16 protein-coding genes are annotated in these 20,248 nt (G+C 67.4%); 6 read left to right on the top strand and 10 right to left on the bottom strand.

The genetic code is table 11. The features are described 5' to 3' along the window. Positions 1-76: 76 nt before the first annotated feature. Both DID98_RS08385 and DID98_RS08380 read right to left on the bottom strand, forming a co-directional pair. Entirely contained in the window at positions 77-445 is a 369-nt protein-coding gene (locus DID98_RS08385) for a DUF2946 domain-containing protein (RefSeq protein WP_124521326.1), read from the bottom strand. Between the two features lie 156 nt (positions 446-601). Then, positions 602-1,138: a cytochrome b gene (locus DID98_RS08380; protein ID WP_124521324.1), complete on the bottom strand. Its 537-nt coding sequence runs from the start codon at positions 1,136-1,138 to the stop codon at positions 602-604. Between the two features lie 231 nt (positions 1,139-1,369). Here DID98_RS08380 and DID98_RS08375 point away from each other — a divergent pair, with 231 nt between their 5' ends. Continuing rightward, positions 1,370-2,008, top strand: coding sequence for a Pr6Pr family membrane protein (locus tag DID98_RS08375; RefSeq protein WP_124486411.1), 639 nt, complete (start codon positions 1,370-1,372; stop codon positions 2,006-2,008). Between the two features lie 48 nt (positions 2,009-2,056). Here DID98_RS08375 and DID98_RS08370 read toward each other — a convergent pair whose 3' ends face one another. After that, a complete protein-coding gene (locus tag DID98_RS08370; RefSeq protein ID WP_124486412.1) occupies positions 2,057-2,791 on the bottom strand; it encodes a peptidoglycan DD-metalloendopeptidase family protein in 735 nt (244 codons plus the stop codon). A 427-nt stretch (positions 2,792-3,218) separates the two neighbouring features. Between DID98_RS08370 and DID98_RS08365 the strand changes: the two genes are divergently transcribed. Beyond that, the gene (locus tag DID98_RS08365; RefSeq protein ID WP_044845295.1) at positions 3,219-3,539 is read left to right on the top strand and encodes a hypothetical protein; all 321 of its coding nucleotides are present in this window, start codon (positions 3,219-3,221) and stop codon (positions 3,537-3,539) included. 115 nt (positions 3,540-3,654) lie between these two features. Here the strand turns inward: DID98_RS08365 and DID98_RS08360 are convergent, their stop codons facing one another. The 4 genes from DID98_RS08360 to DID98_RS08345 all read right to left on the bottom strand — a co-directional run bounded on the left by DID98_RS08360 (position 3,655) and on the right by DID98_RS08345 (position 7,244). After that, a complete protein-coding gene (locus tag DID98_RS08360) occupies positions 3,655-3,999 on the bottom strand; it encodes a DUF4148 domain-containing protein (protein WP_044845294.1) in 345 nt (114 codons plus the stop codon). 200 nt (positions 4,000-4,199) lie between these two features. Continuing rightward, on the bottom strand, positions 4,200-5,612 hold the full coding sequence (gndA, locus tag DID98_RS08355) for an NADP-dependent phosphogluconate dehydrogenase (RefSeq protein WP_124521320.1): 1,413 nt from the start codon (positions 5,610-5,612) through the stop codon (positions 4,200-4,202). A 97-nt stretch (positions 5,613-5,709) separates the two neighbouring features. Further along, entirely contained in the window at positions 5,710-6,351 is a 642-nt protein-coding gene (locus tag DID98_RS08350; RefSeq protein ID WP_124570558.1) for a DUF938 domain-containing protein, read from the bottom strand. Continuing rightward, entirely contained in the window at positions 6,348-7,244 is an 897-nt protein-coding gene (locus DID98_RS08345) for an NAD-dependent protein deacetylase (RefSeq protein ID WP_124486414.1), read from the bottom strand. Before DID98_RS08345 ends, DID98_RS08350 begins: the two co-directional genes overlap by 4 nt. 1,182 nt (positions 7,245-8,426) lie before the next feature. Between DID98_RS08345 and DID98_RS08335 the strand changes: the two genes are divergently transcribed. Beyond that, positions 8,427-9,386, top strand: coding sequence for an LLM class oxidoreductase (locus DID98_RS08335; protein ID WP_124521316.1), 960 nt, complete (start codon positions 8,427-8,429; stop codon positions 9,384-9,386). A gap of 352 nt (positions 9,387-9,738) precedes the next feature. Continuing rightward, a complete protein-coding gene (locus DID98_RS08330; RefSeq protein ID WP_124521509.1) occupies positions 9,739-12,213 on the top strand; it encodes a mechanosensitive ion channel domain-containing protein in 2,475 nt (824 codons plus the stop codon). A gap of 73 nt (positions 12,214-12,286) precedes the next feature. Here the strand turns inward: DID98_RS08330 and DID98_RS08325 are convergent, their stop codons facing one another. Then, positions 12,287-12,862 (bottom strand): hypothetical protein, encoded by a 576-nt coding sequence (locus DID98_RS08325; protein ID WP_124540716.1) that lies wholly within the window; start codon positions 12,860-12,862, stop codon positions 12,287-12,289. 195 nt (positions 12,863-13,057) lie between these two features. On the opposite strand from DID98_RS08325, the gene DID98_RS08320 reads away from it, so the two are divergent. Then, the gene (locus DID98_RS08320) at positions 13,058-13,243 is read left to right on the top strand and encodes a hypothetical protein (RefSeq protein WP_124521312.1); all 186 of its coding nucleotides are present in this window, start codon (positions 13,058-13,060) and stop codon (positions 13,241-13,243) included. Positions 13,244-13,483: 240 nt separating this feature from the next. Further along, positions 13,484-15,319, top strand: a complete 1,836-nt coding sequence (locus DID98_RS08315; protein ID WP_124486419.1) for a protease pro-enzyme activation domain-containing protein — start codon at positions 13,484-13,486, stop codon at positions 15,317-15,319. Between the two features lie 136 nt (positions 15,320-15,455). On the opposite strand, the gene DID98_RS08310 is transcribed toward DID98_RS08315, so the two are convergent. Both DID98_RS08310 and DID98_RS08300 read right to left on the bottom strand, forming a co-directional pair. Continuing rightward, positions 15,456-17,006 (bottom strand): phospholipase D family protein, encoded by a 1,551-nt coding sequence (locus DID98_RS08310; protein WP_124521310.1) that lies wholly within the window; start codon positions 17,004-17,006, stop codon positions 15,456-15,458. Between the two features lie 411 nt (positions 17,007-17,417). Continuing rightward, on the bottom strand, positions 17,418-19,868 hold the full coding sequence (locus DID98_RS08300) for a glucose/quinate/shikimate family membrane-bound PQQ-dependent dehydrogenase (protein WP_124521308.1): 2,451 nt from the start codon (positions 19,866-19,868) through the stop codon (positions 17,418-17,420). Positions 19,869-20,248: the final 380 nt, after the last annotated feature.

Raw genomic sequence — 20,248 nt, 5'->3', positions numbered from 1 at the left:
AGCCCGAGTGACGCCCTCCACGCGGCCTCGACGGACCGCACGGATATCGGCGATGAAAGAAACGGAAGGCAGCGCGTCAGGCGCGCTCGGGCGGTGCGCGTGGATATGCGCGCGGGTAGCGGTCGGCGCGCGCCGCGACGGCATGCGGCGCGGCGGCGGAAACGGCATGAGCGGGGACGAAGGCGAACGATACGGCGGCCGCGCCGCCGATCGCTGGACTGTGCGCGAAGAAGCCGCAGTAGCCGCACGCATCGAGATGCCGCGCGTAATCGTGCGCGTGGCCTGCATCGGGCGCACGGTGCGCACCATGCTCTGCACTACAGACGATTGAGTCGGGAGTCGTCGCCTGCGCGATGCGCCACTGCGACACCAGCGGCGCCGCGATCGCGAGCCAGATCGCGAACACGCCGAGCCAGGCGGTCAGGTGACGATGTCGGTGCAGCATGCGCGGCGATGCGTAAGCGGAACGTAAAAACAGCCGAGATGTTACAGAATGTTCGCCGCGATGGCCAGCCGCGCGTCGGGGTAAACGGATCGGGGGCGCATGGTTGCGTCAACAACCATGCGCCCCCGGATGCTGCGCGGCTTCAGCGCGCGGCGATCACGGCGCCATGCGTCGCAGCACGTCGTCGCGCCGGATGAAGTGGTGATAAAGCGCGGCCAGCGCATGCAGGCCGATCACGAAGTAGAACGCGTTGCCGATCAGTTCGTGCGCTTCCTTGATCGTCGGCCGCAGCGCCTTGTCGGGGCCGAACAGCGTGAACGACACGCCGATCCAGTCGAGCGACACGGGCTTGCCGCCCATGTTGATGAGCATGATGCCGAGCAGCGGCTGCGCGATGATGAAGACATACAGCGCGACATGGGCGAGCATCGACAGCCACTTGAGCAGCGTCGCCTGCGGAATCGGGTCCGGCACGCGGCTGATCATCCGCCACAGCACGCGCAGCACCGACAGCACGAGCACGAACGTGCCTGCCAGCAAGTGCACGTTCATCCAGAACACGCGGCTGTCGCTGCCTTTCGGTCCGCGAATCTCGATGGCCAGGTAGGCGAGTGCCACCAACAGGAAGATGACCCAGTGGAAGAAAATTGCGGGCGCGCTGTAGCGCGTCTGTTTCGCGAGGATGTTTTTCATGCGTTGTCTCGTGTTTCTCGTGTGGTATGCGGGGGAGGCCCGTGCCGGGCTGGCCGGTGCCCGGCGGCTGCCCCGATTGTAGCCTCGCGCGTGGCCGGCGTTGTGCGACCGGATCAAATATCCGACGAATCCGCGCGGCCCGTTCCACGGTGCCGCCATATGGAAAATCCGCATCGCGCGCGTGCGCGGCTGTGGCACGATGAAGCTTTGGTGCGACGTTGCGCGGGCATCATGAGCAAAGCGATCTTCGTTGCGGCCTACCGGCTGATCGCCGCGTTGCTCGCGGTGTCCACCACGCTGCACAGCGTCGCCGGCAACTGGGGCATGCCGGCCTTCCATCTCGGCAACTACCTCAGCTACTTCACCCAACTGAGCAGCCTGTATGCAGCGGCCATGCTGGTCGCGGGGCTGTCGCGCATCACGCGTCCCGGCTCGGCCCGCTACGAATCGATGCGCGGCGCCGCCGTGCTCTACGTGCTGATCACCGCGATCGTCTACGAACTGCTGCTCGCACGGCTCGATGCGCTGCGCCACGTCACGCCGGCCCTCAACAACTGGGTCCTGCACCGGATCGTGCCGCTCGTGGTGCTGTGCGACTGGCTGTACGTGGAGCCGCGCTCGCCGATCCCGTGGCGCAGCGCGGTCGCGTGGCTCGGCTTTCCGGTCATCTATCTCGGCTATACGCTCGTGCGCGGCGCGCTGGAGAACTGGTATCCCTATCCGTTCGTCGATCCGCGGCCGCACGGCTACCTGCCGGTCGCGATCCAGTGCTCGCTGATCGCGCTCGGCGCGGCAGGGCTCGCGCTAGGCATCCGCTGGCTCGGCAATCATGCGAGGCAGTCCGACGCCGCGGCGCTCGAGGAAGGGTGAAGGCGGGAGCGTGTGCGCCGCACGGCGCACACGTCGTGAAGCGGCGCGTCAGCCGCCGTTGCGCGGCAGGAAGTTCATCGGGTCGACGACCTTGCCGTTCTGCCGGACTTCGAACTCGAACGTCGCGCGGCCGCTCGCGTCGGTGCCCATCTCGGCGACCGGCTGGCCCGCGCGCACCGCGTCGCCTTCGTTGACGAGCAGCCTGCCGTTGTGCCCGTAGGCCGTGATGAGCCCGTTGTCGTGCTTCAGGATCACGAGCGGGCCATACGCCTTGACGCCGGAGCCGGCGTACACCACCCGCCCGTTGGCCGCGGCCCGCACCGAACGGTCGGGCCCCGACGCGGCGATCACGATGCCGCGCGTCTTGCCGGCCGAGAACGGCGTCGCGACGATACCCGTGGCCGGCCATGCCAGCGAGCCCGGCTGCGCGGCCGCCGCGGACGGCTGCCCGAGCGACGTCGCCGCAGGCGGCGGCGCGACGCGCAGCACCTGGCCGGGATACACGGCGTCATTCGGCGACATGTGGTTCCAGCCGGCCAGGTCCTGCACGCGCTGCCCGTAGGCGGCGGCGATGCCGGCGAGCGTGTCGCCCGGATTCACGCGGTAATAGCCGGCGATCACGCCCGGCGTGGCGACCGACGCCGGCGTCGACGGCCGCACCGGCTGCCAGCTGTCGGTCCACGGCGTCATCGTACAGCCCGTCAGCGCGGCGGCCGCGGCGACGAACGCCGCCTGCGGCAACCAGCGCGTGAGCGCATCGTGGATCGGAATCGTTTTTCTCAAGGGTCCTCCCGGATTTGCGTCGTTGCGCCGCCCACCGCCCTCCGGCGTGCGACGCACGATGTCCGGCCGAACGGCCGGACCAACCAGTATCCGACCGCTCTCGCGGCCGTCAGTTTCCACCGCGGGACGTCGACGCGAAAGGGCTCACCGGCCCCTTTTTCGCGCCATTTCTGCGTCGTCCCGACCGGCAAAGATACCATTTGTCGCGGTCAGGACCGCGGCAGGCGCCCCAGCCGGCAACAATCTTGCGGCGCCACGAACGGGTGCCGGCGGGCTGCGGGCCGCGCCGCGCAGGGTGTCCCGCGGACTTCGGGCCGGCCGTCCCGCGGCGGGCAGCCGTATCGCGCCCATGAGCGCCGCCCCGCTGCCGGCCGCCTCCTATACTCGGAGGAGCACCGCACGTTCCAGCGATAACGAGGAGAAAACCATGAACAATGCGACGTTTCTGTCCGTGCAGCTCAACGCCGAGGATTTCGCCGGTTCCAGCGGCCTCGTCGAACTGCTCAACCGGCACCTGCTGTTCGCGACGGACGTCGCCGAAGCCGCGGACGCCCTCGTCCAGCTGGCGAGCGTCGCGCACCTGAGCGGCGCTACCCGGCACAGCGTCGAGCTGCCGGTACTCGCGATCGAGCGGCTGCGCGACGCGCTCGACACGCTGAGCGGCTACGACGAAGCATGGCTGCAGGCGCTGGAACCGGGCGACGCGCTGTTCCGGGACATCGGCCGCGGCCCGCGGCCGCTGCACTGACGCGGCGGGCGCCGCCAATGAAAACAGCCCGTCGTTCCGTGATTCGGAACGACGGGCTGTGTGTACTGCGCAGGGGTCAGATCAGGCCGCCCATGCGGCCGGCGATCGATGACGATCAACGACCCTTGTAGACCGGTGCACCGTCCGACACGCGCTTGACCTGCCAGCCGGTCTTGGCAGCGGCCGGGGCGCCCGATTCTTGCTGGGCGGCCGGTTGCGCACCGTAGCCGCTCGTATCGGCAGCGGCGACGTTCTGTTGCGGGTTTACGCGGGCTTCAGCTGCCTGGATGCTTGCCGGGTAGTCGGTACGGTCGCTGCCCAGCTTGTAGCCGGCCTGTTGCAGCTGGGCCAGTTCGGCCTTCACCTGCGCACGGGTGACGGGGGCGTTCTGTTGGGCGAACGAGACGGCGGGAACGGCGAGGACGGCAGCTGCAGCGAACGTTGCGATCAGCGATTTCATGATTACCTCCGGGATTTTTTTGCTCCGCCGCACACACCATGTCTGCAGCGATGGAACAAAGTTTAGCCCCGAGATCACCTAGGGAAAACCATGAAAGAGCGAAAACACTGTTTCCTCGGAACCAACAATTGCGGGATCCGGGAACGAAAAACCCTACTCAAGGAATAGAATTTCGCAACAATACCGTCCTCGCCTGCCGGTTACGACCAGTTCGCGTGGAAGCTGCCCGGCTTGTCGGTACGCTCGAACGTGTGGGCGCCGAAGAAGTCGCGCTGCGCCTGCACAAGGTTCGCCGGCAGCCGCTCGGAACGGTAGCTGTCGAAGTACGCGACCGCCGACGCGAACGCCGGCACCGGCACGCCTGCCTTCACCGCGGCCACCACCACGTCGCGCAACGACGCCTGGTAATTCGCGGCGATGTCCTTGAAGTACGGGTCGAGCAGCAGGTTCGCGAGCGCCGGATCCTTCGCGTACGCGTCCGTGATCTTCTGCAGGAAACGCGCGCGGATGATGCAGCCCGCGCGGAAGATCTTCGCGATCGTCCCGAGATCGAGGTTCCAGCCGTACTCTTCGGATGCCGTGCGCAGTTGCGCGAAGCCCTGCGCGTACGAGATCACCTTGCTCAGGTACAGCGCGCGGCGCACGGCTTCGACGAACGCGGCACGATCGCCGTCGAACGGCGCGGCGGCCGGGCCCGACAGGATCTTGCCGGCCGCGACGCGCTCGGTCTTCAGCGACGACAGCACGCGCGCGAACACCGACTCGGTGATCAGCGGCAGCGGCACGCCCAGGTCCAGCGCGTTCTGGCTGGTCCACTTGCCGGTGCCCTTCTGCGCGGCGCGATCGAGGATCACGTCGACGAGGTGCTTGCCGGTCTCTTCGTCCTTCTTGCCGAAGATCTTCGACGTGATCTCGATCAGGTAGCTGTCGAGTTCGCCCTGGTTCCACTCGGTGTAGACCGCGCCGAGTTCGTCGTTGGTCAGGCCCGCGACGTCCTTCAGCACCGCATAGCTCTCAGCGATCAGCTGCATGTCGCCGTACTCGATGCCGTTGTGGACCATCTTCACGTAGTGGCCCGCACCGTCCGGCCCCATGTACGCCACGCACGGCTCGCCGTCCGACGGCGCCTTCGCGGCGATCTGCTTGAGGATCGGCTCGACCAGGTCGTACGCGTCGCGCTGGCCGCCGGGCATGATCGACGGGCCGCGCAGCGCGCCCTCTTCGCCGCCCGACACGCCGGTGCCGATGAAATGCAGGCCCGATTGCGCGAGCTCCTGGTTGCGGCGGATCGTGTCCGTGAAGTGCGTATTGCCGCCGTCGATCAGCACGTCGCCCTTCTCGAGCAGCGGCTTGAGCGATGCGATCGTCGCATCGGTCGCTTCGCCGGCCTTCACCATCATCAGGATCCGGCGCGGCGTCTCGAGCGACGCGACGAACTCCTCGAGCGTATAGGTCGGCACCAGATTGCGGCCGGGGAATTCGGCGATCAGTTCGTCGGTTTTCTCGCGGCTGCGGTTGTACACCGACACCGCGTAACCGCGGCTCTCGATATTGAGTGCGAGATTGCGGCCCATCACCGCCAGCCCGATCACACCGATTGCTTGTTTGCCCATTAGTCAATTCTCCGGAAAAAACGGGGCGCGACCCGAGCCGGGCCGCGCGCACAGGCGAAAGGATAGTGGAAACCCGGCCGCGATGCGCGCTTGCGTGTCATTGCTCCGCGTGCGGCAGGCGCCGGAACACGACGCTCAGGTTGTTCGCCGGCATGTCGACGACCTCGATGCAGTCGAGCCCGCGGTCGAGGCCGAGCGCGACGACCGCCTCGAGATCGCGCACGCCCCACGACGGATCGCGGCTGCGCAACTGCTGGTCGAACGCCTCGTTGGATGGCGCCGTGTGCCGGCCTGCGCGGCGATACGGGCCGTACAGGAACAACACGCCGCCCGGACGCAGCACGCGCGACGCGCCGGCGAACAGCGCATCGGTGCAGGCCCACGGCGAGATGTGGATCATGTTGATGCAGACGATCGCGTCGAACGCCGCGGCCGGCCACGACGCGTCGCGCACGTCGAATGCCAACGGCTCGGCCAGGTTCGCGAGGCCGGCATGCGCGACCCACGCGGCGATCGAGCGGCGCGCGTGCGCGTCGGGATCGCTCGGCTGCCAGCGCAGCCCCGGCAGCGCCTGCGCGAAATGGACCGCATGCTGCCCGGTGCCGCTCGCGATCTCGAGCACGTCGCCGGTAGCCGGCAGCACGCGGCGCAACACGTCGAGGATCGGCCCGCGATTGCGCTCGGCCGCCGGCGCCGACAGCCGCGCGGACGGATCCGACGACGACGTCGGCCCGGTCACGATGCGTGCTCCGGCGCGCTGCCGGCGACGCCCAGCCGCGCGTTCAGCGCGTCGAGCGCGGGCGCGCAACGCGCCTCGACCTTCAGCGTCAGCATCGGATCGGCACGCGTATGGCCGAGGTTCAGCGCGGCGACGGGCTTGTTCTGCGCCTGGGCCCACACGCAGAACCGGTAGCCGGAATACACCATCAGCGACGAGCCGACGACGAGCAGCGCATCGGCCGCATCGAGCGCCTGCGACGCCAGCGCGACGCGCTCGCGCGGCACGTTCTCGCCGAAGAACACCACCGCCGGCTTCAGCAGCCCGCCGCAGGCCGGGCAGGCCGGGATGCGGAACGTGTCGAGCGCGGCCCATTCGAGATGCGCGTCGCCGTCGGCGGCGGGTTCCGCGTGCGCGCCGAGCAGCTCGGGGTTGTCCGTTTCGAGCACGGCCTGGATCGTCGCGCGCGCGTGATGCGCGCCGCAGTCGAGGCACGTGACGCCGTTGATGCCGCCATGCAGTTCGATCACGTCGCCGCTGCCCGCGCGCTGGTGCAGCCCGTCGACGTTCTGCGTGACGAGGCGCTCGATCCGGCCGGTGCCGCCGAGCCGCGCGAGCGCGACATGCGAGCGGTTCGGCTGCGCACGGCCCACCACGGGCCAGCCGATCATGCTGCGCGCCCAGTAGCGGCGGCGCGCAGCGTCGGAACCGAGGAATTCGTGGAGCTGGATCGGCGGCGAGCGCATCCATTGACCGTTGCGGTCACGATAGCCGGGAATGCCGGAATCCGTGCTGATGCCCGCACCGGTCAGCACGAGCAGCCGCGGATGGCGCTCGACGAACGCGTGCAGCGCATCGAGCGCGGCCGGTTCGATGCCGGCGGATGAGGGGTCGGGCAAGGCGATGTCGTTCATGTTGGCGGCGCGTGATCGGGCGCAGTGGCCGGCCGTGCGGCCGGCGCGCCAGCACATGATACAGAACGCCGCGCGATCCGGCCGGCGGTCCGCGCGCGACACCGGCGCCGCAAAAAAAAGACGCCCATCGACCACATGGCGATGGGCGCATCAACAATTGATCCATCGGGGTAGTGGATCAACTGACAGCACAATGTCGTCGGATCCGCCGCAGCGCTGCCGGCAGACCTTCCCCGGGACTACACCTTCGAATTCCTGAAATTGCCCTGATGTTTGCGAGGATCGCCGCGCGGCACGGCGCACGGCACACGCACGCATGCTTCGCGTGCGGCGCGCGTGCGTTTCGCGCGTCGGCATGACGATCCGGAAGTCATGGTCGCCCATCCGCGCACCGGCGGTTCATCCCCGACGGCCGACCGGCACGGGTCGGCCTCGTGCGTCACGCCTGCACGTCGTCGTTCGGAACGAACCGGATGGGTCCGGATGAAGCAAAAAGCCGCGCGCTCATGTCGCCGTAATCAACGGCGACGCGAAATCACGGGCAGGTCGGCGATTCATGTTTGCAACATGGCACGTTGCGATTCGGTCTGTTCTCATTCTCTTGTCCCCGTCTTCGATGCGTCCGACCTACTGAAGCGACGGCCGGGCCCCTGCTGCGCCCGGCGATCGCGCTCACGGCGCCTACAGACATGCAAGGAGCGCACCATGCTTCGCCGTGCAAGGCTGCGCGGGCCGTGAAACGACCCCGATGCAAATCGCACGACGACAGACAGGCGCGAACGTTTCGAAAGTGAAACGAGGGGAAACGGCCCGCGCGATCGATCGCACCGGATGCGACGCCGGTGTTGCACGCATGTGACGCGTGCGCGGGCGGCGCGTTTGTGTCGGTTCGATGCCGACGATCCGCTTACAGTCGCGCGACCCTGGTCGCGCATGCATGGTCGAACGCGCTCGTCGAACCTGTGAGCGCCGCCTGCAACCACGGACAGCACGCTGCTCGCCGCAAGACCGGCCACCACGCGCTGACGTACGTTCATGCCGATTGATTGCCGGATGACCGAAGGTGCCGATCATGCCAATACCGCCGATACCGCCGCGCGCCGCAAGCGGCGCGCAAACACGTTAGCATTCGGACACGGTGCGGCGCGCGCACCGGCTTCGCCTCGTCTCCAAGGAACGAACATGACCCTGCCCGCCTCCGGCCGCGCCGACGTCGCGCGGCGCGTTTTCTCGGCCGAGCGGCTGTCGATCGGCCTGACGCTGCCGCTGCTGCGCAGCGGCCATACCGTCGCGGATTTCAACGAGCAGCTCGAACTCGCGGCGCTGGCCGATTCGCTCGGCTTTCGCGCACTGTGGGTTCGCGACGTGCCGCTCAACAGCGCCGATTATCCCGACCCGGTCGGGCATCTCGATCCGTGGGTGCTGCTCGGCGCGCTCGCGTCACGCACGCGCCGGATCGTGCTTGCCAGCGGCGCGATCGTGCTGCCGCTGCGTCATCCGCTGCATATCGCGAAAGGCGCGCTGTCGGTCGCGACGCTGTCCGGCGGGCGCTTCCTCCTCGGCCTCGGCTCGGGCGACCGGCCACCCGAATATGCGGCGTTCGGCGTCGACGCGCAAACGCGGCGCGACCGGTATCGCCGGCATTGGGACATCGTCGCGGCCGCGCTCGGCGTGCCGTCCCGTGTGCTGCCCGACGAGACGCCACCCGACGCGCCCGAGTTCACGCTGATGCCGCGCGGCGACGACGCGGTGCCGATGCTTGCCGTCGGCTCCGGCGGACAGAGCGTCGACTGGATCGCACGGAACGCGATCGGCTGGATGACCTATCATCGCGACCCGGATACGCAGCGCGCTCGTTATTCAATGTGGCGCGCGGCCGTCGACCGGCTTGCACCGCCGGGCTTTCGCGCGTTCGGCGTATCGATGCGGCTCGATCTCGATGCGAATCGCGATGCACCGCCCACCGCGCTGCCGCTCGGCTATGCGACCGGTCGGAATGCGCTCATCGACATCCTGCGGGACATGCGGGCAGCCGGCACGCACCACGTCACGCTGAATCCCGGCTCGGACCGGCCCGTGCGCGAGGTCATCGAGGAAATCGCCGAGCATGTATTGCCGGTCTTTCACGACGATCAGGGGTGATTCATCAGGAATCCGGAATTCTCCACCCATAGCCCATAGTCGAAGCCACGGTTGGCCACCCATCGAATCACCGGCGAGCACGTCTCGTTCCCGATCCTGCGCTTTCGCTTGCGGCGGGACCGCATGCCAACACCCGACGACCCGCCCTCATCACGGATCGTGAACGGCCGGCGCGAGACACCGCCACGCGAAAGGAACCGCACGGCAGCGCGCAAACGCACGCACCGCCTGCCGCATGCCCGATTCGAATATTCGTCGACGGAACTATCCGGTTCCGCTGGCAATCATGTTAACTTCCGTCCATCGTCCAGACCGGCGGGTCACGTTCCGATGCGCGCCCGCACGCCTACCCATGCGATATTTCCTGCTCGGCTGGCTGCTCGCCGCCGTCGTATCGGCCGCCCACGCGGCCGCCCCTGCCCCGGCCGCCGCCTCGGCCGCCTCCGGCGCCGTGCCCGCGCTGACGCCGCAGCAGGCGCAGCAGGCCCTCTCCGTCCTGCAAAACCCGCGCGAGCGCGAGCAGGTCGAAACGACATTGCGCGCGATCGCGGCCGTCGGCGTGCTGAGCACGCCCGCGCTTGCGGCGAGCGCCGCGGCGCCGGCCAGCGCGGCATCGGCTGGCACCGCTCCGGCCGCACTCACGACGAACGGGCTCGCGTCGATGCTCGTGCGGCAGGGATCGCGCTGGGCCGGTGAAATCGGCGGCGCGCTGAACGAATCGCTGCGCTCGCTGCTCGATGTCGGCTCGGTCGGCAACTGGTGGCACGAGCGGCTCGTACGCGCCGACCAACGTGCCGATCTCACGCGCGCGATCTTGATCATCCTCGCCGTGCTCGTGCCCGCACTCGCCGTCGAATGGTTCGCGAAGCGGCTGCTGCGGCGCGCGCTGGCCGCGCTGAGCGCGCGCCGCACCGAATCGTCGCGCCGGGCCGATGCCGACGCCGATTCAGCTGAACCCGAACCGCCCGGTCCCGGCGACCGCGCTTCGACGCCGGAACCGGCCGCCACCGCTGCCCGTGCCGACGGCACCGGCACGCCCGATACGTCGTCGCAAGGTCGCGGCCATGCGCGGCGCCACACCACGCTGCTGCGCCGGATGCCGCGCGCACTGGTCAGCCTCGCACTGCGGGTGATACCGCTGCTGGTATTCGTCGGCATCGCGAGCCTGACGATGTCGGTCCTCGACGGCGCCGGCACGCCGACCCAAACGGCACTCGAATCGCTGATCGACATCTACGTGATCTGCCGCCTCGTGACGATCGTCAGCCGGCTGTTCTTCCAGCCCGACGCGCGGCAGCTGCGGCTGCTGCACATCAGCGACGCATGGGCCGCGTTCGCGCAGCGCGCGATCGCGCGGATCGTGATGGTCGTCGGCGCCAGCACGGCCGCGGTCGAGATCGCCGCGAGCTTCGGCCTCAGCGACGCCGGTCACGTCGCGCTGCTGAAGGCGGTCGCGCTCGTCGGCCACTTGATGATCTCGGCGCTGATCCTCCGGTCCCGCCAGCCGGTCGCCGCGCGCATCCGCGCGGCCGGCGAGGATCGGCCGGCCTTCGCGATGGTCGGCAATGCGCTCGCCGACGCGTGGGCGCCCGTGTCCGTGTTCGTCGTGATGGCGTTGTGGTTCGTGTGGGCGCTCGACGTCCACAACGGCTACCGCGTGCTGATCACGCTCGGCGGCCGCTCGATCGCCGTGATGATCGGCATGCGGATCGTGTCGATCGTCGTGTTCGGCGCGCTCGCGCGGGTGTTCCAGCGCCGCGACGACGACCGCACGCTCGTCCACCTGCACGCGTACCGCTACTACCCGCTGGTGCGCCAGGTCGTGTCGGCGGCGATCGCCGTCGTGACCGTCGTGCTGCTGCTGCAGACCTGGGGCGTGCCGATCTTCCACGCGTTCGCGACCGGCACGATCGGCCATCGGCTCGCGTCGGCGCTGATCACGATCGCGATTGCAGCCGTCGTCGCGCTGATCGTCTGGGAAGCCGCGAACATCGCAATCGAGCGCCGCCTGCAGCAGTGGACACGCGAAGGCAACCTCGTGCGCGCGGCGCGCTTGCGCACGCTGCTGCCGATGCTGCGTTCGCTGCTGTTCATCATGATCGCGCTCGTCGTCGTGCTGACCGGCCTCAGCGAAATCGGCGTGAACATCGGTCCGCTGCTCGCCGGCGCCAGCATCTTCGGCGTCGCGCTCGGCTTCGGCTCGCAGAAGCTCGTGCAGGACTTCATCACCGGGATCTTCCTGCTGATGGAGAACGCGATGCAGGTGGGCGACTGGGTCACGCTCGCCGGCGTATCCGGCACGGTCGAATATCTGTCGATCCGCACCGTGCGGCTGCGCGCGGGCGACGGATCGCTGTACACGATCCCGTTCAGCTCGGTGACGACCGTCAACAATACGAATCGTGGGCTCGGCAACGCGGCCGTCAAGGTCAGCATCGCCTACGGCCAGGACATCGATCGCGCGATCGCGACACTGAAGGAGATCGGCGCCGCGTTGCGCGACGATCCGGATTACAAGGACGGCATCCTGTCGGACTTCAGCTACTGGGGCATCGACCAGGTCGACGGCGCGGCGATCGCGCTGGCAGGACAGATCCAGTGCAAGGACTCGGCGCGCTGGGGCGTGCAGCGCGAATTCAATCGGCGCATCGCGGTGCTGTTCCGCGAACGCGGAATCCGGATCGCGAATCCGCAGCGCAGCCTGGTCGCGTATGACGAAGGTTCGCGGCCCGTCGCGCCCGAGAACGATGAGAACAGCGACCACGCCGCCGGCACGCCGGACGCCGAACCGCCACCGCCCGTTGCGCCGGAGCGCAAGCCGGACTGATCGTACGGATGCCGCTGGCGCGACCACCGCCGGTCGCGCCGTGCGCGCGCCAACGAACGACGGATAGCCGCGCTCAACGCGCGGCGGTTTTCTTCGCGCGCCGAACGCGCTTCGCTGCGTTCGCCGGCGCGGCCGGCGTCGCGCCGGCATCCCGCTCACCGCCGCGCACGCTGCCGGCCGGATCGCCGCCGACGATCTTTCGGTGCGCGCGGTTTACCGCGACGGTTGCCCGAGCGCCATGTCGCAATTCATCGAGGACTTCAATGCCGTGACCGTTCGCCTCAAGCACGCAATTACCTTCGAAACGACCTCGCCCGCCGATGCGGACTGCATCGTGCGCGCGCCGCTTGCGGAACTCGAAGCGCGGCTCGACGAGATCAAGACACTTGCGTCGGCAAGCGGCGACGCGCCGGACGAACGCCTGCTGCACTGTATCGACGGCCTGTTCCGGCTCGTCGACGACCTGCAGGCCGTCGAGCGGCACGACACGCCGAAGCTCGAGCTTCGGCGACGGGAGCGCCGTTGAAGTTTCCGTGCGAATGGCAGACCGGATTGCGTTACGCATTCGCCGGCGAGCGCGCTGCGCGACGCGTGACCGGCTCAGCCGGTGTCTACGGCTCGAATGTTTCCTCCACAACCATTCGCTCATTACGAATGGAATCGTCAATTATCCGGCGCGCCGATCCGGCATTACATCCGACAGCGCCCTTGAAAATTACAAAATACCCCACAACTTTTCAAAATTATTTCAGCTTATTCAATTTAATTTTGTTTCATATAATCAGAAAAAGTTTGACACCGAACTTTCGTTCTTGATACCGTCCGATTCAAGCAATCTGACGGATTGTCCACCACGCAATCGATTCCGCTCGACGCATTGCGCTTGCGCCGCACCGACGTTCTCGCCGCCGACCGCCTCTTCTTCCGTTGGCGCATGCAACATCCCGATGCAATTGATTGGGCAGCTGCCGTCCGGCAGCAGGCCGAAGGACCGAACCGAATGAGCAGGACACCGAAACTGTTGCTCTAGTCATCCCGCCTGCATCAAACCCGCTGGCGCGGCCGCCTGCTTCGCGGCGCAGCGCCTCCATTGCCGAGCATTCCAGCATTTCGCCCCCGGAGAATCACCACCCTTGCGGATCGGGCGAAAGGCCCCGTCGCGTCCGCGCCATCCGCGCGAGCGCGGCGGATATCGGCGGCGCACGATCCGCGCCGCTGTCGACCGTCGTTGTTCGTGCCGTTCGATGTTCAACCGGAGGGGTAATTCAACATGAATCAGGTTGCAGACAAGAAACAAAAGCACATCCGCTTCGTCAAGCTCGCCTTCGCCGCCGCGGCAGCCGCTTCGTTCGGCATGGCGAGCGTCCATGCCGCACCGGCCGCCGGCTGGACGGAAACGCGCACCAAGGGCTTCCTGCCGCTCGTCCAGCAAGGTGAAAGCAGCAGTACCGCCGGCGCGCCGGCGGCCAGCACCGCCGCCGCTGCCGCGGCTGCCACCGAGATGGCGCCCGGCGAATCGGTCGACATCGTGCTCGGGCTGAACCTGCGCAACGAAGCGCAACTCGACCAGTACCTGCACGACCTGCATACGCCCGGCTCGCCGCACTACAAGCAGTTCCTCACGCCGGCGCAGTTCGCCGCGCAGTACGCGCCGACCGACCGGCAGGTCGCCTCCGTCGTCGCGCACCTGCGCCAGGCCGGCTTCGTCAACATCGTGGTTGCGCCGAACCGCCTGCTCGTGTCCGCCTCCGGCACCGCGGCAACGATCAAGTCGGCGTTCCGCACGACGCTCAAGCGCTTCACGCGCAACGGCCGCAGCGTCTACGCGAACACCGATGCCGCGCAGGTGCCGAACGCGATCGGCGGCATCGTCGGCGCGGTGCTGGGCCTGCAGAACGTCGAACTCATGCACACCGGCGCGGGCAGCAAGCCGCAAGGCAACACCAGCAACCTGACGATCCCCGCGGGCGCATCCGCGGTGCCGCACAACCCGACGGAATTCTCGTCGCTCTACGGCGGCGACGGCACGCCGACGGCCTCGCAGACCACGGTCGGCATCATCGCCGAAGGCGACCTGTCGCAGACCGTCAGCGACCTCAACACGTTCGCCGCGAACAACGGTCTCGGCACGATCAGCAGCAGCGTCGTGCCGACGGGTCCGTCAGGCAGTTCGTACACCGATACATCCGGCACCGTCGAATGGAACCTCGACAGCCAGTCGATCGTCGGCGCCGCCGGCGGCAGCGTGAAGCAGGTCGTGTTCTACGTGGCACCCTCGATGACGCTCACGGCGATCACCGCCGCGTACAACAAGGCGGTGAGCGACAATGTCGCGAAAGTCATCAACGTGTCGCTCGGCGTGTGCGAATCGTCCTCGTACAGCACCGGCTCGCAGGCGACCGACGACACGATCTTCAAGCAGGCCGTCGCGCAGGGGCAAACCTTCTCCGTGTCGGCCGGTGACCACGGCGCGTACGAATGCGCGAGCGGCACGCCGTCGCGCTCGACCTACACCGTGAGCGAGCCCGCGACGTCGCCGTACGTGATCGCGGTGGGCGGCACGACGCTGTTCACCACCACGTCGACCAATGCGTACAACAGCGAAATCGTCTGGAACGATCCGAGCTGGCAGCCGGGCACCGTGTGGTCGACGGGCGGCGGCTACAGCAAGTACGAAGCTGCGCCGACGTGGCAATCGTCGAGCCTCACCGGGTCGACCAAGCGCGCGCTACCGGACGTCGGCTTCGACGCCGACCTGCGCACCGGCGCGATCCTCGTGGTGAACGGCCAGACGTCCGACACGCTGTGGGGCTCGGGCTACCTGAACAACGAAGGTGGCACGAGCCTCGCCGCGCCGATCTTCACCGGCATCTGGGCGCGGCTGCAATCGGCGAACAACAACGCGCTCGGGTTCCCGGCGTCGAGCATCTACAAGTACTTTCCGAGCAATGCGGCGCTGCTGCACGACGTGACGTCCGGCAACAACGGCAGCGGCACGTACGGCTACAAGGCGAAGGCCGGCTGGGATGCGACGACGGGCTTCGGCAGCGTGAACATCTCGAAGCTGAACGCGTTCATCCAGAGCACGGCGGATTTCGCGCGCTGATCGTGCGATGAGGTGCGGTTCCGGGTGCATGTCGTTGCGCGCGCCCGGAACCGTGTCGGCGGCTGTGCATGCGGCGCGTCCCGATCGACGACGACCGTCGGCACACGTCGCCCGCGGCTGTCGCGCGCAGGCGAAATCACAGCTGCGATTCGATCGGAAACAAGCCGAGAAACCACACTTCCATGCGCCGCGCCGCCGACACTTCCGGTTCGTGATCGAGTTCGGTCACCTTCCCGTCCGCGTCGGTCTGAATCCACTTGAGGCGCCCTTTCCCGGCCGGATCGGTCCGCAACTCGACGCGCCACGCGATTCGATCGAGCCGCGGCTCCAGATCCATCGCGACTTCGGATGCAATCGCCGGGCTCTCGCAGTAAACGCCGATCTCGGTATTGAGGTTCAGCGAGCGCGGGTCGAGATTCATCGACCCGATGAAGATGCTCTTGCGATCGAACACATACGTCTTCGCATGCAGCGATGCGCGCGACGAGCCGATGATGACCTGCTTCGAGATGCTCTTGTCGCCGGACGGGCGTCGCTCGTAAAGCCGCACGCCGGCTTCGACGAGATCGCGCCGATAGCGCCGGTAGCCGGCATGCACGGCCGCGACGTCGGTCGATGCGAGCGAGTTGGTCAGGATCGTCACTCGGACGCCGCGCGCCGTGAGCGCACGCAGCCGTTCGACCATGTCCTTGCCCGGCACGAAGTACGGCGACACGATCAGCAGCTCCTGCTCGGGCCGCAGCGCGAGTGCGCGCAGTTGCGGCATCAGGTGCCCGTCGCTGTCCTTCGGCGAGCGTGCGATCTTCGCCGGATCGTCGTACAGGACCGTCGCCTGCCCCCACGACAGCTCGGTCCCCTGCCCGTGCACGATCTGGTCGAGCCGTTGCCGCGCTTCGAGCACGTACGGATTGTCCTCCATCGCGCGCAGGTAATCGCGCAGCCGTTCGCGCTCCCGGTCGAGGCCGCCGGGCGCCGCGTCGTGCCCGACCAGCGCATCGACCGGATATGCATACGGCGAATTCCAGAACGTATCGAATTCGGTCGAGATGTCGTTCACGACCGGGCCGTGCACGACCACGTCGAGATCGCCGAACTCCAGCATCGACGACGCGCCGAAGTACTCGTCGCCGATATTGCGGCCGCCGACGATCGCCGCCTGGTTGTCCGCGATCATCGCCTTGTTGTGCATGCGCCGGTTGACCCGCGAGAACTCGAGCACCGTGCCGATCTTCTTGAAGTGGCGCGTGGCGACCGGATTGAAGAGCCGGATCTCGATGTTCGGATGCGAGCTGATCTCGAGCAGCTTGCGGTCGTCCGCGTTCGTCCCGAGATCGTCGAGCAGCGCGCGCACGCGGACCCCGCGATCGGCCGCGCGGATGATCGCATCCGCGAGCTCGTGTCCGGTCAGGTCGTCGTGCCAGATGTAGTACTGAAGGTCCAGCGAGCGGTCCGCGCGATCGGCGAGCAGCACGCGCGCGTCGAGCGCATCGACCGGGTCGCGCAGCAGATGAAACGCATCCTGCCCGGGATGGGTGGCGGCCTGCTGGCGGAACGCCGCGCCGAGGCGCGTGTTCTCGGTATCGGAGAACGCATGCGTCGGCGCACGATCAGCCTGCGGCGGCAGGCTGGCGCACGCGGCAAGCATCAGCAACGCAAGAATCGCACTCCACGAACGCAACATGATCATGATGGCCACCCCCACGGTCGGGCGAAGTCTGTTTGTGTTTGTTCTGGCTGCCGGACGGGGCGCGGCGCGGATCCCCGGTCCGCGCGCTGGACGAATCCCGAGCGCGCGCGCCGGTCGCGCCACAGCATACTTCGATTGACATCGGGACGGCACGCGCTCCGTGTTTCCCGGTGGCGGCGATACGACATGCGACACGGACGTGAACACGTTCGACACGTTCGCCACGTTCAGGCGGCGCGCAAAAGAAAAACCCGCGAGGCCTTGCGGCGTCGCGGGTTTCGAGATTTTGCCGAAGGCCAAAGAGTCGCCAGAAAGCGGGAAAAAAAGCGGCATGCCACGCATGCCGTTTCGGGGATCGGACCGTGCGCAGCGATACCTCTGTCCGGCGCTCCGTGCGAACAGCAACGCGTGTTAGTTCGGCAGCGCGTAAGCGATCACGTAATCGCCGAGCTTCGTGCCGAAGGAGCCGTGGCCGCCTGCGGCGATCACGACGTACTGCTTGCCGTTGATCGAGTAGCTCATCGGCGTGGCCTGGCCGCCTGCCGGCAGGCGGGCTTCCCAGAGTTGCTTGCCGTCGTTCACGTCGAACGCGCGGATGTAGTTGTCCGCCGTTGCGCCGATGAACGCCACACCACCGGCCGTGATCATCGGGCCGCCCAGCATCGGCATCCCCATCTTGAACGGCAGCGGGATCGGCGAGCTGTCACGCACCGTGCCGATACGCTTCTTCCAGACGATCTCGTTGGTCTTCAGATCGATACCGGCGATGTAGCCCCATGCCGGTTGCTTGCAGGGCAGGCCAAGCGGCGAGAGGAACGGGTTCAGCGTCACGCCAAACGGCACGCCGTACTGCGGCTGGATACCCGATTCCGTACCGCTCCCCTTGGCACCCGATGCCGGTTCGATCGGGTTGCCCGGACCGCGTGGGATCAGACGCGACACGAACGGCAGCGCAATCGGGTTGGCGATGGCGATCTGACGATCGGTGTCGAGCGCAATGCCGCCCCACTCGAACATGCCCAGGTTGCCCGGGAACACCAGCGTGCCTTGCAGCGACGGCGGCGTGAAGGTGCCTTCATACCGCAGCTTGTGGAACATCACGCGGCAGACCAATTGGTCGTACATCGTCGCGCCCCACATGTCCTTGTCCGTGAGCAGGTTCTTCGGACGGAACGTGAGTTCGGAGAACGGCTGCGTCGGCGAAGTACGGTCGCCAGGCGCGGCGCCTTGCGGCACCGGCAGTTCCGGAGCCGGCACGACGGTTTCGCCGGTGCGGCGGTCGAGCACGAACAGGTTGCCGGTCTTGGCCGGCCCGTACACGACCGGCACGGTCTTGCCGTCCTTGGTCGTGATGTCGGCGAGCGTCGGCTGCGACGGCATGTCCATGTCCCACAGATCATGGTGAGCGGTCTGGTAGAACCAGGCCAGCTTGCCCGTCGACGCGTGCAGCGCGAGCAGGCCGCTTGCGTATCGCTCCATCTCCGGCGTACGGTCGCCGCCCCAAATGTCCGGCGTACGCACGCCCATCGGCAGATAGACGATGTCGAGCTTCGCGTCGTAGGCGGCGGGCGCCCATGAGTTCGGCGAGTTCCAGGTGTAGTGCTCGTCCGGGCCCGGGATATGGTTCGGATCACTCGCGCCCGGATCGAACGCCCACATGAGCTGGCCCGTGCGCACGTCGTAACCACGGATCACGCCCGACGGTTCCCGATTCGAGAAGTTGTCTTCCACCGCGCCCGCTACGACGATCACCTTGCTGGTGACGACCGGCGGCGAAGTGGGCTCGTACATACCCGGCGTGGTGACCGGCATGGCATGCTGGAGATCGAGGTCGCCATTGCTGCCGAAGCCCGCGCAGCGCTCGCCCGTCAGTGCGTCGAGCGCGTACAGGTGGCCGTCGTTGACCGGCAGGTAGATACGGCGCGAGCACGCCCCCGTAGCCGATACGGCTGCGTCGCTTGCCGGTGCGGCGGCCTGCGGCGCCGAAGCAGCAGCGTCGCTAGCCGGAACAGCCGTTGCCGATACATCGGCGCTCGCCGTCAGATCGACATACGACACGCCGCGGCAAGTCACGTGCTGGAACGACGGATCGGTCTTGAGCTTCGGATCGAAGGTCCACTTGAGCGCGCCGCTCTGTGCGTCGAGCGCGAAGAGCTTCTGGTGCGGCGAGCACAGGTAGAGCAGATTGCCGATCTTGATTGGCGTGACTTCGTCGGTGATTTCACCCGGATCGTTCGGGCCTTTCATGTCGTTCGTGCGGAACGTCCAGGCCACCTGCAGGTTCTTCACGTTGTCCCGCGTGATCTGCTGCAGCGGCGCGTAGCGCGTGCCTTCCTGAGTGCGGCCGTACGCGGGCCAGTCCGAGGCGTCGATGCCGTTGGCGTTCGCGGCGGGCGAACCGACAGACGAAGCCATCGTGCCATTGACCGTCTGCGGATCGTTGAAGCAGGCGTACACGAGCACGCCCGCCCAGATCACCAGCGCGCCGACGAGCGACTGCACGCCGAACTTGCGTGGCGCGTCGAGACGCCAGCTCACGAGCAGCAGCAACCACACGCCGAACACGACGAGCACCCCCGAGCGCGGCGCGAGCGCCCAGAAGTCGGGACCCGACTCCCACAGCGACCAGATGGCAGTGCCCCCGAGCACGAGCGCGTAGAGCACGAGCGCAGTGGGACTGCGGCGATACAGCAGCCACGTCACTGCCAGCAGCACGACGCCGGTCACGACGTAATACGCCGAGCCACCGAGCGAGAGCAAGTACGCGCCGCCTATCAGCAGAAAGAGCGATGTAAGCGCGATAAACAGGAGCGTTACGACGCCGATGAACCCCGGCGATGATGATTCGCTTGATCTGGTCATGATGATCTCAACCTTCTTTTGAGGACGGCGCCAGCATCGCTTGTCACGCGATGCCTGTGGCGAGGCTCGCCCGCGCGAACACCGGCGAGTCGTCCAGCCACTGCGCTGTGCCCGCAGTGGCCGGCTGTGCGGAAAACGCTCCGCGAAACGGCCTGTTGCTTTAGAAGACGTGCATCATCCCGACGTACGCGCCGGTTTGCCCTTCGTCCATGTTCGGACGGGTCGGCGAGCTGGAAGCTGGAATCGCGAGCCGTCGCAAACACCGGGAATTTACCGTTCTTGCTGTTGTCCACGTGTGCGACCGTGCCGTACAAGGAGGCGCGCTTGCTCGGATTATAGGTGGTAGCGAGTGCGTCGAGCTCGCCTGCGTATGCCGATGG

Origin of the sequence: Burkholderia sp. Bp8984 (genome assembly GCF_003853755.1) — a bacterium.
In the GTDB taxonomy this organism is placed as follows: Bacteria; Pseudomonadota; Gammaproteobacteria; order Burkholderiales; family Burkholderiaceae; genus Burkholderia.
This window is presented reverse-complemented; position numbering and strand designations above follow the sequence as displayed.

Bases quoted from the DNA above. Each gene is read 5' to 3' on its own strand.
- DID98_RS08385 (WP_124521326.1), bottom strand. From the start codon at position 445: ATGCTGCACCGACATCGTCACCTGACCGCCTGGCTCGGCGTGTTCGCG.
- DID98_RS08380 (WP_124521324.1), bottom strand. From the start codon at position 1,138: ATGAAAAACATCCTCGCGAAACAGACGCGCTACAGCGCGCCCGCAATT.
- DID98_RS08375 (WP_124486411.1), top strand. From the start codon at position 1,370: ATGAGCAAAGCGATCTTCGTTGCGGCCTACCGGCTGATCGCCGCGTTG.
- DID98_RS08365 (WP_044845295.1), top strand. From the start codon at position 3,219: ATGAACAATGCGACGTTTCTGTCCGTGCAGCTCAACGCCGAGGATTTC.
- DID98_RS08360 (WP_044845294.1), bottom strand. From the start codon at position 3,999: ATGAAATCGCTGATCGCAACGTTCGCTGCAGCTGCCGTCCTCGCCGTT.
- gndA (WP_124521320.1), bottom strand. From the start codon at position 5,612: ATGGGCAAACAAGCAATCGGTGTGATCGGGCTGGCGGTGATGGGCCGC.
- DID98_RS08345 (WP_124486414.1), bottom strand. From the start codon at position 7,244: ATGAACGACATCGCCTTGCCCGACCCCTCATCCGCCGGCATCGAACCG.
- DID98_RS08335 (WP_124521316.1), top strand. From the start codon at position 8,427: ATGACCCTGCCCGCCTCCGGCCGCGCCGACGTCGCGCGGCGCGTTTTC.
- DID98_RS08330 (WP_124521509.1), top strand. From the start codon at position 9,739: ATGCGATATTTCCTGCTCGGCTGGCTGCTCGCCGCCGTCGTATCGGCC.
- DID98_RS08325 (WP_124540716.1), bottom strand. From the start codon at position 12,862: ATGAGCGAATGGTTGTGGAGGAAACATTCGAGCCGTAGACACCGGCTG.
- DID98_RS08315 (WP_124486419.1), top strand. From the start codon at position 13,484: ATGAATCAGGTTGCAGACAAGAAACAAAAGCACATCCGCTTCGTCAAG.
- DID98_RS08310 (WP_124521310.1), bottom strand. From the start codon at position 17,006: ATGATCATGTTGCGTTCGTGGAGTGCGATTCTTGCGTTGCTGATGCTT.
- DID98_RS08300 (WP_124521308.1), bottom strand. From the start codon at position 19,868: ATGACCAGATCAAGCGAATCATCATCGCCGGGGTTCATCGGCGTCGTA.